Origin of the sequence: Streptomyces sp. NBC_01622, assembly GCF_045209635.1 — a bacterium.
In the GTDB taxonomy this organism is placed as follows: Bacteria; Actinomycetota; Actinomycetes; order Streptomycetales; family Streptomycetaceae; genus Streptomyces.
On sequence record NZ_CP109293.1, the window covers coordinates 4991455 to 5004554 of the forward strand.

At 70.2% G+C, this 13100-nt stretch carries 14 protein-coding genes and 1 pseudogene; 4 read left to right on the top strand and 11 right to left on the bottom strand.

Features of this window, described 5'->3' with window-relative positions; translation table 11 throughout:
- The first annotated feature begins 5 nt into the window (after positions 1–5).
- Together OH768_RS22410 and OH768_RS22415 are read left to right on the top strand one after the other, a co-directional pair.
- Positions 6–422, top strand: coding sequence for a Zn-ribbon domain-containing OB-fold protein (locus tag OH768_RS22410; protein WP_406456243.1), 417 nt, complete (start codon positions 6–8; stop codon positions 420–422).
- Positions 419–1192, top strand: a complete 774-nt coding sequence (locus tag OH768_RS22415; RefSeq protein WP_406456245.1) for an enoyl-CoA hydratase/isomerase family protein — start codon at positions 419–421, stop codon at positions 1190–1192. Before OH768_RS22410 ends, OH768_RS22415 begins: the two co-directional genes overlap by 4 nt.
- 3 nt (positions 1193–1195) lie before the next feature.
- Here the strand turns inward: OH768_RS22415 and OH768_RS22420 are convergent, their stop codons facing one another.
- The 3 genes from OH768_RS22420 to OH768_RS22430 form a co-directional block, all read right to left on the bottom strand.
- Positions 1196–1726 (bottom strand): hypothetical protein, encoded by a 531-nt coding sequence (locus tag OH768_RS22420; protein ID WP_406456247.1) that lies wholly within the window; start codon positions 1724–1726, stop codon positions 1196–1198.
- 36 nt (positions 1727–1762) lie between these two features.
- The gene (locus OH768_RS22425) at positions 1763–4108 is read right to left on the bottom strand and encodes a PQQ-binding-like beta-propeller repeat protein (protein ID WP_406456249.1); all 2346 of its coding nucleotides are present in this window, start codon (positions 4106–4108) and stop codon (positions 1763–1765) included.
- A 179-nt stretch (positions 4109–4287) separates the two neighbouring features.
- The gene (locus OH768_RS22430) at positions 4288–5022 is read right to left on the bottom strand and encodes a VOC family protein (protein ID WP_406456251.1); all 735 of its coding nucleotides are present in this window, start codon (positions 5020–5022) and stop codon (positions 4288–4290) included.
- A gap of 134 nt (positions 5023–5156) precedes the next feature.
- Between OH768_RS22430 and OH768_RS22435 the strand changes: the two genes are divergently transcribed.
- Entirely contained in the window at positions 5157–5792 is a 636-nt protein-coding gene (locus OH768_RS22435) for a TetR family transcriptional regulator (protein WP_406465403.1), read from the top strand.
- 45 nt (positions 5793–5837) lie between these two features.
- On the opposite strand, the gene OH768_RS22440 is transcribed toward OH768_RS22435, so the two are convergent.
- Complete coding sequence (locus OH768_RS22440; protein ID WP_406456253.1) at positions 5838–6323, bottom strand: nitroreductase family deazaflavin-dependent oxidoreductase; 486 nt, start codon at positions 6321–6323, stop codon at positions 5838–5840.
- Positions 6320–7510, bottom strand: a complete 1191-nt coding sequence (locus tag OH768_RS22445) for an acyl-CoA dehydrogenase family protein (protein WP_406456255.1) — start codon at positions 7508–7510, stop codon at positions 6320–6322. Before OH768_RS22445 ends, OH768_RS22440 begins: the two co-directional genes overlap by 4 nt.
- Before the next feature lie 76 nt (positions 7511–7586).
- Here OH768_RS22445 and OH768_RS22450 point away from each other — a divergent pair, with 76 nt between their 5' ends.
- A complete protein-coding gene (locus OH768_RS22450; RefSeq protein WP_406456257.1) occupies positions 7587–8759 on the top strand; it encodes a thiolase C-terminal domain-containing protein in 1173 nt (390 codons plus the stop codon).
- Between the two features lie 798 nt (positions 8760–9557).
- On the opposite strand, the gene OH768_RS22455 is transcribed toward OH768_RS22450, so the two are convergent.
- The 6 genes and pseudogenes from OH768_RS22455 to OH768_RS22480 form a co-directional block, all read right to left on the bottom strand.
- The gene (locus tag OH768_RS22455; protein ID WP_406456259.1) at positions 9558–10235 is read right to left on the bottom strand and encodes a pyridoxal 5'-phosphate synthase; all 678 of its coding nucleotides are present in this window, start codon (positions 10233–10235) and stop codon (positions 9558–9560) included.
- 10 nt (positions 10236–10245) lie between these two features.
- Complete coding sequence (locus OH768_RS22460; protein ID WP_406456261.1) at positions 10246–11127, bottom strand: GNAT family N-acetyltransferase; 882 nt, start codon at positions 11125–11127, stop codon at positions 10246–10248.
- A complete protein-coding gene (locus tag OH768_RS22465; protein WP_406456263.1) occupies positions 11124–11723 on the bottom strand; it encodes a GNAT family N-acetyltransferase in 600 nt (199 codons plus the stop codon). The genes OH768_RS22460 and OH768_RS22465 overlap by 4 nt, the downstream gene beginning before the upstream one ends.
- Positions 11724–11760: 37 nt before the next feature.
- Complete coding sequence (locus OH768_RS22470) at positions 11761–12168, bottom strand: Zn-ribbon domain-containing OB-fold protein (protein WP_406456265.1); 408 nt, start codon at positions 12166–12168, stop codon at positions 11761–11763.
- On the bottom strand, positions 12165–12617 hold the full coding sequence (locus tag OH768_RS22475) for a DoxX family protein (RefSeq protein ID WP_406456267.1): 453 nt from the start codon (positions 12615–12617) through the stop codon (positions 12165–12167). Before OH768_RS22475 ends, OH768_RS22470 begins: the two co-directional genes overlap by 4 nt.
- A 248-nt stretch (positions 12618–12865) precedes the next feature.
- Positions 12866–13045: pseudogene (locus tag OH768_RS22480) on the bottom strand (RNA-guided endonuclease TnpB family protein); the annotation flags it as partial.
- Positions 13046–13100 lie beyond the last annotated feature (55 nt).

Consider the following 13100-nt stretch of genomic DNA (forward strand, 5'->3'; position numbering starts at 1 on the left):
CCGCCATGCTCGCTCCCCTCACCGACACCGACGGCGCCCCCTTCTGGCAGTACGCCCGTGCCGGCGAGCTCCGCGTCCAGACCTGCGCCGACTGCGACGAACCCCGCTTCCCGCCCCGCCCCTGCTGCCCCCACTGCCAGTCCTTCGCGAGCGAGTGGCGGCAGGTGAGCGGGCGGGGGAGGGTCTGGTCGTACGTCTTCCCGCATCCGCCGCTGCTGCCCGACTACGCCGCCGTCGCGCCGTACAACGTGATCGTCGTCGAACTGGTCGACGTCCCGCGGATCCGGCTGGTCGGGAATCTCGTCAGTGAGGCCGGGGCCGCGCTCAACTCCCTTCCCCCGGGCCGGATCCGGATCGGGGCGCGGGTGCAGGTCGTGTTCGACGCGGACGGGCTTCCGCAGTGGGTTCTGGAGCGGTCATGACGCTCAAGATCGCCGCCGACAAGGACACCGGTGTCGCCGTCGTCACCCTCGACCGGCCGCACAGGCTCAACGCCGTCGACCTCGCCACGGCCGCCGAACTGGCCGCCGTATGGCGGGAGTTGCGGTTCGACGACACCGTACGGGCCGTCGTTCTCACCGGGGCCGGAGAGCGCGCCTTCTGCACCGGACTCGACCGGGACGCGGTCGTGCCGCAGCCCAACTCGCCCTATATGCAGGACGATCCGCTGCTGCGCATCGGGCCGAAGGCCAACGACCTGTGGAAGCCGGTGATCTCCGCCGTGTCCGGGATGGCGTGCGGCGGGGCCTTCTATCTGCTGGGCGAGAGCGAGTTCGTCGTCGCCGATCCCACCGCCGTGTTCTTCGATCCCCACACCACCTACGGCATGGTCAGCGCCTACGAGTCGGTGCTGATGGCGCACCGGATGCCGTACGGCGAGGTGGCGCGGATGATGCTCATGGGGACGGCCGAGCGGATCTCCGCGCAGCGCGCGTACGACATCGGCCTCGTGTCCGAACTCGCGCCGCCCGGCGGAGCGTTGGAGGCCGCCGTGGCCTGTGCCGCCGTCATCGCCGGGTATCCGACCGAGGGGGTTCAGGGCACCGTACGGGCGCTGTGGGCGGCGAAGGAGGCGGCGCAGGCGCAGGCCTATGCGCAGGCGCCGCCGCTCATCGCCCTTGGGAATCTGCCCGACGAACGGCAGGCGGAGCTGTTCGCCGGGCGGCGGAGCGGTGAATTCCGGACCCGGTGAGGGTCAGGTCCCCGGGGTTGCCCTGGGGTCGACCTCGCAGTGGTCGACCGGGGTGGAGGTGCCGAGCACGCGCACCCGGACGGTCGCCTTGCCGTTCGCCGGGACCTTGACGTCCACGTAGTTGAAGTCGACCTCGTTGTCCTGGGCGTCCTTGAAGGTGACGTCGACGGAGAAGGTCGCCTTGCGGCTGTTCGGGTTGCTGACCTCGACCGTCGCGTACTGCTTGGTCGCCGTCGCGCAGCTCACCAGCTTCGCCGTACCGTCCTGGAGGCTGCTGGTGCCGCTGCCCGAGGTGGCCGTAGAGGTGGGTGTGGAGCGGTAGTTGGGCCGGTGGGTGTACGAACTGCCGCCCGACGAACCGCCCGTTGTGCTGGTCGAGGTGTCGTGATCCTGGCTGGAGCTGCTGCACCCGCCCCCACCCCCGCTGCTCCCATGGCGGCTGCTGTGGTGCCGTCCGGTGGAGAAGCCGGTGAGGGTGAGAACCGTCAGTGCCAGTACTGCCGTGAATTTGAGCCTGCGCCCCCGCGTTTGCATCCGATCATGGTACCCACCTGGGCCAACGGGCGCCGTTCACGCGGTCTTTGCGGTGCCCGTCCCCTTCTCCGCGTCGAGGGCGTACACGCAGCGGTCCTTGCTGCACGCGTACACGACGCCGTCCCTGACGACGGGTGCGCCGGTGATCTCGCCGCCGGTCGCGAGCTTCCAGCGGAGCCGGCCGTCGTCGGCCTTGAGGGTGTAGAGGAGGTGGTCGGTGGAGCCGAAGTGGATCCGGCCCTCGGCGACGGCGGGGGCCCCCACGATGTCGCCGCCCGCCTGGAAGCGCCATTTGGGGGTGCCGGTGACCGCGTCGAGCGTATAGAGGCCCTTGCCGCTGCCGACGTGGACGTGTCCGGCGGCGACCAGGACCGGTTCGATGGAGGCGCGCGGTTCGGTCGCGATACGCCAGCGGTCGCGGCCGTCGGCGGCGTCGAGGGCGTAGACCGTGCCGAGGTAGTCGGCGAGGTAGATGCCGCCGCCGGTGACCGCCGGGCCGACGGCGAAGGTCGGGGCGCAGAGGAAGACCGCGGGGGCCTCGAAGTGCCAGCGGACCCGGCCGCTCGCCACCTCGACGGACAGGACGCGGGTGCCGGCGGCGACGTAGACCTGACCGTCCGGGGCGGCGGTGACCCGTACGGGTACGCCCCCGCAGGAGGCCGCGTCGCCGATCGGGTACGACCAGCGCTCGTCGCCCGTCCGGGCGTCCAGGGCGCGCAGCCGGGCGTCCTGCCACACGTAGACCGTGCCGTCGTGCAGCGCGGGGCCCGCCTCCGGGGACTCGAAGTCGGTCTGCGAGCCGGTCAGCTGCCACAGCTGCTGTCCGGTGGCCGCCTCCCAGGCCTGCACTCCGCCGCCGCGCGTACCGGTGACGACGGTGCCGCGCTCGGCCTTGAGGGAGTACACCCAGGCCTCGGTGGACAGCCGCCACAGGTCACCGCCCTCGCGGGCGTCCAGGGCGAAGAGGGTGGGGCCGTCCGAGGCGTGGATACGGCCGTCCGCGACCGCCATCGACCAGGCGACGTCCCTGGTCTTGAAGGAGCGGCGGCCGGTCTGCACATCGAGGGCGTGCACCTCGAAGGAGGTGACGTAGACGAGGTCGCCGGCGACGGTCGGGGTGCCCCAGACGTCGTTCGACATCCGGAACCGCCAGGGGCGCCAGCCGGACGCGGTCTCCGGGGGCAGCGGCGGCGGTGCGGGTACGGCGGGTCCTACGGCGGCGTCGGTGCCGTTGACACCAGGGCGCGGCCGGGACCAGGAGGCGACGAGCCCGGCCTCCGGAGGGGGTGCCTTCACGGCGGCGGCGCGGGCGTCGGCGACCCGGGGGCCGGGGCCGATCGGCACGGGGGCGCCGGCCAGCCGTACGGGCCCGGTGTCGGGGGCGCCGACCGGGACGGGCACGACGGGGTCGTGGGAGGGCGGCGGCGGTACGGCGACTCGGCCACCGCCGCTGCGGCCGGCCGTGGGCGTCGGTTTCACGGGCGGGCGGCCACCGCGCCGGGTCTCGATCAGGGTCACCGCGCGCTCGGGCAGCCAGGCCGAGGCCGTACCGCTGTCGTCGGAGCCGGAGCCGAAGAGGTGGGGGGCCAGCTGGGCCTGGAGGTCGGCCGGATTCGGCCGACCGGTGGCCTCCATCTGCATACAGGACTCGATGAGGGGGCGGAGTTCGTCCGGGAGGCCGGCGAGGTCGGGGCCCTCGCGCAGCAGCATGAAGACGGTCTCGACCGGGTTGGCGCCATGGAACGGGGGGTGTCCGGTGGCGGCGAACACGAGCATCGAGCCGAGCGAGAACACATCACTCGCACCGGTGACGCTGCGGGAGTCCTTGGCCTGCTCCGGGGACATGTAGGCGGGCGTACCCACCGCCACGTTCGTCATCGTCAAACGGGTGTTCGACACACCGGAGGCGATACCGAAGTCGATGACCCGGGGTCCGTCCTCGACCACGAGCACATTGGACGGCTTGAGGTCACGGTGAACGAGACCCGCCCCGTGAATGGACTGCAGCGCCTCCGCGACCCCCGCCGCGAGCCAGCGCACCGCCTGGGCCGGCATCGGCCCGCACTCGTTCACTATCTCTTCGAGGGAGGGTGCGGGCACGTACGCGGTGGCCAGCCACGGCACGGCCGCCCGCGGATCGGCGTCGACCACGGCAGCCGTATAGAAACCGGAGACGGCCCGCGCGGCTTCCACCTCGCGCGTGAAACGGACCCGGAACAGCTGGTCCTCGGCGAGTTCCGTCCGCACGGTCTTGATCGCCACGCGCCGGCCGGACGCCGAGCGCGCGAGATAGACCAGCCCCATGCCGCCCGCGCCAAGCCGTCCCAGCACCTCGAACGGCCCGATCCGCCGCGGATCGTGCTGCGTCAGCTGATCCACCACTTGCCTGCCACCTCCCCGTACGGGCCACGCCACCCACATATGTACGCGACCCCGTGCAGCGTCTCACCACCGCACCGCCATGGCGGCACGCACCCTGATTCTTCCTGGCCGGGCCACAGGTTGCGAACCCGGCGACTAATCGGGGTGTCTCAGCACATTTTCGGACAAATGTCCAGGTGTCAACGTTGCTGCAGCGCGAACGACGCCCCTTGATTGTCGGTGACGACGGCCACTTTTCCGTACGACGTCTCGAAGGGCGGGACCTGAACCCGTCCGCCGAGCCGCTGCACGGCCCCCAGAACAGCGGTGATGTCCTCGACCCGGAAGTGAACGAGGAAATGCGGCGGCATCTCCACCGGGAAGACGTCGGAGACGGGCGCCCGCCCGAAGTCGGAAGCGGCCTCCGGTCCGAACAGGGCGTCTGTGAAAAGTCCGCCGTAGAAAGTGTTCGCGGCCTCCGTGTCGCGGGCGTACAGCTCGGCCCAGCCGAAGGTGCCCGCCTTGTGCCGGACGCCGAAACCGGGGTGCCGGGCCGCCTGCCACAGCCCGAAGACGGCGCCCTCCGGATCGGCGGCGAGGGCCGCGGTCCCCAGCTCCCCCACCGGCATCGGCGCCATGAACACCTGCCCGCCGGCGTCCCGGATCCGCCCGGTCAGCCGCACCACGTCCGGCGTCGCGAAGTACACCGTCCACACGGTCGGCATCCGCCCGTCCGCCTTGTGGGCGAGCGCCGCGACCGGCTCACCCTCCTTGCGGGCCCATACGGAGCCGCCGTACGCCTCCTCGAAGGTCCACCCGAAGAGCTCACCGTAGAACCGCCTGCCCGCAGCGAGGTCCGGCAGCTGCGCGTCCACCCAGCAGGGGACGCCCTCTCCGTAGGTCTCTTCCTTCGCGGATGCCCTGTTTTCGGCCATACCGTCAAAGTAACGGCGTCGCACGCACCCCGCAGACCAGGCACACCACCCTCTGGACCCTCGTGCACCCCATTTGCAGTCGGCCGAATCGCGCTCCGATCACCCCTCGGTAAGCTGACGGCATGACAGGACAAGTGCGTACCGTCGACGGCCGCGTGGCCGGCCGGCGTGGGCAGGCGACCCGGCAGAAGCTGCTCGACTGCCTAAGCGAGATGCTCAGCTCCTCCCCCTACCGGGACGTCAAAGTCATCGATGTCGCCCGGAAGGCGGGGACTTCACCCGCGACCTTCTACCAGTACTTCCCGGACGTCGAAGGCGCCGTCCTGGAAATCGCCGAGCAAATGGCCACGGAGGGCGGGCAGTTGACCGAACTGCTCGCCGGCCGGTCATGGGTCGGCAAGGCCGGCTGGCAGACCTCGCAGGAACTCGTTGACGGATTCCTGGAGTTCTGGCGCAGGAACGACGCGATCCTGCGGGTCGTCGACCTCGGAGCGGCCGAGGGCGACAAACGCTTCTACAAGATCCGCATGAAAATCCTCAACTCCGTGAACAACTCCCTCTCGGACGCGGTCGCCGAACTGCAGTCCAAGGGCAGGGTCGACAAGGACGTGAACCCGGCGGCGGTCGCCGGTTCACTGGTCGCGATGCTCGCGGCGGTCGCCTCGCACCAGAAGGGTTTCCAGACGTGGGGCGTCAAGCAGGCTGAACTCAAGCCGAACCTGGCGCTGTTGGTCCACCTGGGCGTGACCGGCAAGAAGCCGACGAGGTAGCGGTTCCTGCTTCCAGGTCCCAAGTCCTGTCTCGCGGGCGGCGGTTCACCCAGGTGGACCGTCGCCTGCCCTGCGTGTGATCCGGAACAGCCGGATCTCCCGCTCCACCCGCGCCTGATACGTGGCATACGGCGGCCAGAAGACGAGGGCCGCCTGCCAGACCTCCGCCCGCTCCTCCCCCTCCAACAACCGTGCGGTGACCGGGATTTCCGCACCCTTCCAACTGATCTCCGCGTCGGGATGGACCATCAGGTTGCGCGTCCAGGCCGGATGGCCCGTGCGCCCGAAGTTGGACCCGATCAGAATCCACCCGTCCTCAACCGGCATACAGGCCAGCGGAGTACTGCGCCGCTGCCCGCTCCGCGCACCCCTCGCGGTCAGAATCACCCCCGGCAGCATCTGGGCGCTGAGCAGCACCTTCCCGCGCGTCAACCGGTGCACGGCCCGGTCGAGGGCGGGCACGACATGTGGGGCGACGCGCGCGAACACGGGCGTCGAGGACACCTTCTGCACCAGCCGCACACCGATCACACCGTCACCTCACGGCTCTCGAAGAGACGCGCACCCTCGGCGGCGTACGCCCGCAGCCGGTGCACCGGCCCGAAGAGCAGTTCGTCACCGGCGGCACGCTTGAAATAGAGATGGGCCTCGTGCTCCCAGGTGAACCCGATCCCCCCGTGCAGCTGGATCCCTTCGGCGGCGGCCCCGCGCAGGGCCTCCAGCGCCTGCGCGAGGGCGAGCCCGCCCACCCGCTCCCCGTGGACGGTCCCCCAAGCCGCGTAGTAGGCAGCCGACTTGGCCGCCTGCACCTGCACATACACATCGGCCAACCGGTGCTTCACCGCCTGGAACGACCCGATCGCCCGCCCGAACTGCTCACGCTGCCTGACGTGATGAACGGTCCGCTCCACCACACGGTCGGCGGCCCCGACGGCCTCGGCCGCCAGCACGGTGGCGGCGGTGTCACCGAGCGCGGAAAGCTCTCGTAGCAGCCGCGGGCTGTCATCGACGCCCAGCAACTCCCCTGCCACATCCCGCAGTTCGATGCGCGCCAGCGGCCTGGTCGCGTCGAGCGCGGTCTGCCGGGTCCGTACAAGCCCTTCAGCGTCCCCCGCCACGAGAAACAGCAAGGTCCGCGACCGGGCGAACCCCCCGGCATGAGCGGCGACAAGCAGCAGCTGGGCACTGTGCCCGTCGAGAACCTGCGCGACCTGCCCGTACAACCGCCACCCGCCGTCCCCCTGTTGTCTGGCCTGCACCCCGCCCGCACGCCCGCCGCCGGCCCACTCGCCGTCGTTGGGGCCGGTGAGGGCGAGGGCGGTGGTGAGGGCGGTACCGGGAACGGCAAGGGCGGCGGTCAGGGAACCGGCGGCGATGCGGGGCAGCAGCGTGGCGCGCTGGGTCTCGCTCCCGAGGGCGAGGACGAGAGGAGCGGCGAGCACGGCGGTGGCGAGCAGCGGGGAGGGGGCGAGAAAACGGCCCGTCTCCTCGCAGGCGAGAGCGAGTTCGGTGGTCGTACAGCCGACACCGTCGTACGACTCCGGGAGCGCGAGCCCCGGCAGCCCCAACTGTTCGGCGAGAGCGGCCCACAGAGCGGGATCGTGCCCGGCCGGACTGTCGATGGCGGCCCGGAGCCGGTCCGGCCCGCAGCGCTTGGTGAGGAGTTCGCGGAGGGTACGGCGGATCTCGTCCTGCTCGGCGGTGAAGCTGGCGTCCATGACACTTCCCTCCAGATCTGACGGTCCGTCATATTAGGAGTCCGGGCACGATATGCACAGAGGGAGGAGGCCCCTCATGACACCGGGGAGCCGCAAGGTCGCCGTGGTGGGCGTGGCACTGTCCGACTGCGGGCGGGTCGACGACACGACCCCCTACGCCCTGCACGCCCAGGCGGCCCGCCGCGCACTGGCGGACGCGGGCCTGGACCGGTCCGCGGTGGACGGCTTCGCGTCGGCGGGCCTGGGCACGCTGCCACCGGTGGAGGTGGCCGAATACCTGGGCCTGCGCCCCACCTGGGTCGACTCGACGGCGGTAGGCGGCTCGACCTGGGAGGTCATGACGGCACACGCGGCGGACGCGATAGCGGCCGGCCACGCGAACGCCGTACTCCTCGTCTACGGCTCCACGGCCCGCGCCGACATCAAGGCGGGCCGCAGAACCGGCAACCTCTCCTTCGGCGCACGGGGCCCGCTCCAGTTCGAGGTCCCCTACGGCCACACACTGATCGCCAAGTACGCGATGGCCGCGCGCCGCCACATGCTCGAATTCGGCACGACCATCGAGCAGTTGGCGGAGGTGGCGGTACAGGCCCGCGCCAACGCCGCGCTGAACCCGGAGGCGATGTTCCGCGACCCGATCACCGTGGACGACGTCCTCTCCGGCCCGATGATCGCGGACCCCTTCACCAAACTGCACTGCTGCATACGGTCCGACGGCGGAGCGGCGATACTGCTGACCGCCGAGGAGTACGTACGCGACTGCCGTACGGCACCGGTCTGGATACTCGGCACCGGAGAACACGTCTCGCACGCCGCGATGTCCGAGTGGCCCGACTTCACGGTGTCCCCGGCGGCGGTGAGCGGCCGACTGGCCTTCGAACGAGCCGGGGTCCGCCCCGAGGAGATCGACTTCGCGGAGATCTACGACGCGTTCACCTACATGACGCTGGTGACGCTGGAGGATCTGGGCTTCTGTGCGAAGGGTGAAGGTGGCGCCTTCGTGGAGAAGGGACGGCTGCGGGTGGCGGGCGGCGAACTCCCCGTGAACACGGACGGCGGCGGCCTGTCGGCCCAACACCCCGGGATGCGGGGGCTGTTCCTGCTGGTGGAGGCGGTCCGACAACTACGAGGAGAGGTCGGCGCCCGTCAAGTCACCGGCAGGGACGGGGAGTTGCCACGCCTCGGGGTTGCCTCTGGGACGGGGGGATGGTTCTGCTCTTCGGGGACGGTGGTGTTGGGGCGGGGGTGACGGTGTTGGTCGCGAGGCTTCTGGGTGGTGGGCGTTGGGCCACTCGCTTCTTTGTCAGTGTCGGGCTTCCACGGACCGAGTAAAGGGCGCTCCCTGCGGTCGCGTCGCCTTCGGCGATGACCCTTCGGGCCACCCTTGACTCGCTCCGCTCCAACCCGTTTCAGAAGCGAGCGAGCGGCCGGGAAGAATGGGGGGCCGAGGTCCGCCAACCCCTCACGCCGGCTGCGCCCGCAACCGGCGGAGCGGAAGCGCATCCGCGTCTCGCCAGCACGCCGCGCCGGCTCAGCGGCCAACCGCGAGTGGGGGGACCCCTTCATGTTCATGGCCGGGGGGCAGGCTGCGCACGCCCGGTCTCCAGGACGTCGCGGATCAGGACGGCTTCGAGCAGGCAGGAGTGGCGGGCGAGGCACGACCGCCCGTGGGGGGGGTAGGGGTCCCAAAAAAGTGTGTCACTTTCCACCCGAAGTGTCACACTTTTTCAGACCCACCCCCCCACCCCCCTCCTCCTTCTCCCCGCCGGCGGTTGGCCGCTGAGCGGGCCCGGCGTGCCGGCGAGACGCCGACGCGCCCCGTAGTACCGGCCCGCAACGCGGCACAGGCAAGGGGCTGGTACGCCTCGGCCCCCCATTCCTCCCGGCCGCTCGCTCGCTTCTCAAACGGGCTGGAGCGGAGCGAGTCAAGGGTGACCCGAAGGGTCATCGCCGCAGGCGACGCGACCACAGGGAGCGCCCTTTACTCGCTCCGCGGAAGCCCGACACTGACAAAGAAGCGAGTGGCCCAACGGCAACTTCTAGCAACTCACGGCCACAGCAACACCTTCGCCCAGCCCCGCTCCTCACGGACGTAACTCAGGCGAACGTGCCGTCGTAGTGAATCTCCCTGGAAAAACTCAGCCTCGTCAGGGAAGACGCGGTACAAGGTCCAGGACGGAACCGGTGTCTGCGGCTCGCGTTGGGCGAGTTCCCAGGCTGCTTCAGAGGTTTGCGTCAACTCCTCCAAGGACGAGAGGACTTCGCTCTGGTGGCCGGTCAGTGCTGCTGCCAGGGCTCCTGTCGAGCGGGCGTGCAGGTCGGCCTGGGATTCGGAGGAGGTCGCCGGGAGGACCGGGCCGCGCAGGCGGATCTGGCGGCCCAGGCGGGGCCAGTAGAAGGAGAGGGCGGCGTACGCGAAGTGTGTCAACTGGTGGCCCTTGCGGCTCGTGGCGTGGGTCGCGAAGGACCAGCCCTCCGTGTCCGCGCCGTGCAGCATCACCATTCGTACGTCGGGGAGCCCCTCGTCGTCCCTCGTCGCCAGTGACATCACGTGCGGCTCGGTCTCTCCCGCCGCCACCGCCTCCACGAACCACGTGGTGAAGAGGGCGAGGGGGGTGTCCGGTGCCGTCGTCGGGTCGAAGGCCCGTAGTTCGGTCGTCTCGGGGGCCCATACCCGTAGGGACTTCAGCAGGTCGTGGAGATCCGGTCCCGTTTCCGTTGCCATGGGTCGAGTATCACCTTTGCCGGGTGCCGGGTCGGAAGTCGTATGCGGTGAAGTCCGCGACCGGGCGGTACCCGATCCGTTGGTAGAGGGCGTTGCTGGTCGGGTTCGCGAGGTCGGTGAAGAGGAGTATCTCGGCCGCGCCCGCCGCGCGCGCGGCCCGGCTGACCTCCGCCGTGGCGGCGCCGGCGTAGCCGCGGCCCCGCAGGTCCGCCGGGGTGTAGACGGGGGCGACGCGGATCTGGCCGGCCACCTTCGCCGTGACTCCGGCCATCGACACCGGTGTTCCGTCGGGGGTCTCCCAGAGCGTGACGCCTCCGTAGGAGATCCGTGCGTCGGCCCATTCGGCCGAGCCGATCACGGCGCCGTGCTCTCCGATCGCCGCCACGAACTCGCCGTGCCAGCGCATGAGTTGTTCGCGGTCCTTTGCCACCGCGACTCTTGGGCGGCCCGGAGGGGCAGGGGTCGGGATCATCAACTCGGCGAGGCGGTAAAGGCGTTGGCGGACATTGATTTCGGGTTCGGCTCCGGTTCGTCGTCGCCATGATTCCGCGAAGGCCGTCGCGGTGTCCTGTTCGGCCATGATGCCGGGCAACTCGGCACCACGGTCGGCGAGTTGGGCTGCCAGTGCTTCGGCCTCGCCGGGGGTGAGGCGGGTCGACATCAGGCGGCCGGGGGGTGTGCGGAAGTAGGCGGCCGTGACAGTGCCGTCGCGTTCCAGGACGCCGAACTCCGGGTCGCCGTCGCCGTAGATGTGCCGCCCGCGTCTGCGCAGGGTGTCGGTCACCGTCAGTTGAATCGTGTGGTGTGCTGGGCGGGACTGGAGGAAGTCCCCTGCCAGGCCCAGGAATTGGTCCAGGTCCGCGGTGATGTGCCAGGTGGGGATCGTCGTCACAGTTCTACCTCCGGGTCGGTCGCCAGGCGGCCGTGCAGGTGGACGTCGCGGAACGCGTCGCGTCGGCCCGCCTCGAACATCGCCCCGCGCAGTGTTCCTTCGGCGGGGAAGCCGCAGCGTTCGGCGATGTGGCAGGAGGCGTGGTGGCCGAGGGCGTGGCCGAGTTCGAGGCGGTGCAGGCCCAGGTCGGTCAGGGCCCAGCGGGCGGCGAGGGTGAGGGCGCGGATCGCGACGTGCCGGCCGCGCGCCTCGGGGAGGGTCCAGTAGCCGACGCGGGCGACGCTGATGATGTGGTCGATGTCGTTGACGCCGATGTGTCCGAGGGTCGTACCGTCGGCGGCGTCCATGACGCGGAACGAGGCGCTGACGCCGTCCTCGGCGCCCTCGGCGCGGGAGCGGAGCGAGTTGCGGGCGCCGGTGAGGTCCGTGATCGGGCGGAGTGGGGTGTTCCAGCGCTGGAAGTCGGGGTCGGACACTCCGCGCAGCCAGTCCGCGACATCGGTGTCGTCGTCGGGGTCCCAGGGGCGCAGCCGCAGTCCGTGGCCGTTCAGCTCGGGCAGCGGGTGCTGAACGGACCGCTCGCGTATGTGGGCCATCGCGCCATTGAATCAAGTGCCTCGTGCACGGGGTGTGTCATTTTTCCCGGGGCGGAAGCCTGAACACCGGTACTCCCTCCCGGAACACCGCCTCGACCGGCGTCCCGGCCCGCAGGGCGGCCGGGTCGGAGTCCACCAGTTCCGTCATCATGCGCGGGCCCTCGGCGAGATCGACGACGGCGGCGACGTACGGCACCCGTTGTCCGAAGGGAGGCAGGTCGTTGCGGTGGACGACGGACCAGGTGTAGAGGGTGGCGTGGCCGCTCGCGGTCTCCCAGGTGACGTTCTCGCTCCAGCAGTGGGGGCAGAACTCGCGCGGGTAGTGGTGGGCCCGGCCGCAGTCGGCGCAGCGGCGGATCAGCAGTCTGCCCTGGCCGGCCGCGTCCCAGTAGGTGCGGGTGAACGCGTCGGTCTCGGGGAGGTCGAAGCGGGGGGCACCGGTCATCGGAACCATCCGACCGCGTCGTCCAGGGACCACACCTGCCAGGACATCGCGAACAGGGCCACGACCGAGATGAGTGCCATCATCGCGTTCTGCCCCTGCTCCGCCCAGTCGTGGATCATGAGGGTGAAGTAGAGGACGTTGAGGAGCAGGCCCCCGACGAGGGCGACCGGGGTGAGGAACCCGGCGACCAGGCCGAGGCCGACGGCGAGTTCGGCGTAGACGACGACGTACGCCATCGTGCGCGGGCGTGGGGCGACCATCACGTCGAAGCCCGAACGGACCGCGGTCCAGCGGTGTTTGGCGGCGATGTCGGCGGCCCAGGCGATGCCGGTGCCGCGTTCGAACCAGGCTTTCTTGTCCTTGTGCCGCCAGCTCTCCAGCCACCACAGGCCGAGTCCTATGCGGAGGACCGCGAGCCATTCCGCTCCGTCGAGCCAGATCGCATCCATGAATCTGACGGTACGTCAGAAGCTGAGGAAATCCGAGGGGTGGCCATGAAAATCCTATGCTCCGGCCGTGCCGCTGTGGGTCCCCCATGAATCCCCGCAGATTGTTGACGATTTTGTTCAGCGCCGATTATGTTCGCAAGCGCAAGGTCAAGGAGCGGTCAGGAAGACGAGAGGCAGCAGGCAACGGGCAACACACCCGCTGGCGGCGGCCGGGGGGTGAAGCACAGGGCATTGAATCCTCCCCCTCCCTAACGGATGGGGATTCCTGGCTCACATTGGCTGCGGACCGGCGGTCCGTCAGCTCTTACACGATCAGCACCAGCCGGGTTGAGACCAGCCCGGACCAACATCACGCGGGCGGAGTTCTTGTCCCTGGGGGACACGGCTCCGCACACAGTGCAGGCGTAGGTTCGTTCCGAGAGAGGCGGCAAGTAGCCCGCCCGACCCCAAGAACGCGGTACCGGTTTCCCGTCATACATTCCG

What these genes read in the sequence shown, in the direction of transcription:
- OH768_RS22470 (WP_406456265.1), bottom strand. Translation starts at nt 12,168, where the DNA reads ATGACCGGTGCCCCCCGCTTCGACCTCCCCGAGACCGACGCGTTCACC.
- OH768_RS22410 (WP_406456243.1), top strand. Translation starts at nt 6, where the DNA reads ATGCTCGCTCCCCTCACCGACACCGACGGCGCCCCCTTCTGGCAGTAC.
- OH768_RS22450 (WP_406456257.1), top strand. Translation starts at nt 7,587, where the DNA reads ATGACACCGGGGAGCCGCAAGGTCGCCGTGGTGGGCGTGGCACTGTCC.
- OH768_RS22445 (WP_406456255.1), bottom strand. Translation starts at nt 7,510, where the DNA reads ATGGACGCCAGCTTCACCGCCGAGCAGGACGAGATCCGCCGTACCCTC.
- OH768_RS22455 (WP_406456259.1), bottom strand. Translation starts at nt 10,235, where the DNA reads ATGGCAACGGAAACGGGACCGGATCTCCACGACCTGCTGAAGTCCCTA.
- OH768_RS22420 (WP_406456247.1), bottom strand. Translation starts at nt 1,726, where the DNA reads ATGCAAACGCGGGGGCGCAGGCTCAAATTCACGGCAGTACTGGCACTG.
- OH768_RS22465 (WP_406456263.1), bottom strand. Translation starts at nt 11,723, where the DNA reads ATGGCCCACATACGCGAGCGGTCCGTTCAGCACCCGCTGCCCGAGCTG.
- OH768_RS22415 (WP_406456245.1), top strand. Translation starts at nt 419, where the DNA reads ATGACGCTCAAGATCGCCGCCGACAAGGACACCGGTGTCGCCGTCGTC.
- OH768_RS22475 (WP_406456267.1), bottom strand. Translation starts at nt 12,617, where the DNA reads ATGGATGCGATCTGGCTCGACGGAGCGGAATGGCTCGCGGTCCTCCGC.
- OH768_RS22430 (WP_406456251.1), bottom strand. Translation starts at nt 5,022, where the DNA reads ATGGCCGAAAACAGGGCATCCGCGAAGGAAGAGACCTACGGAGAGGGC.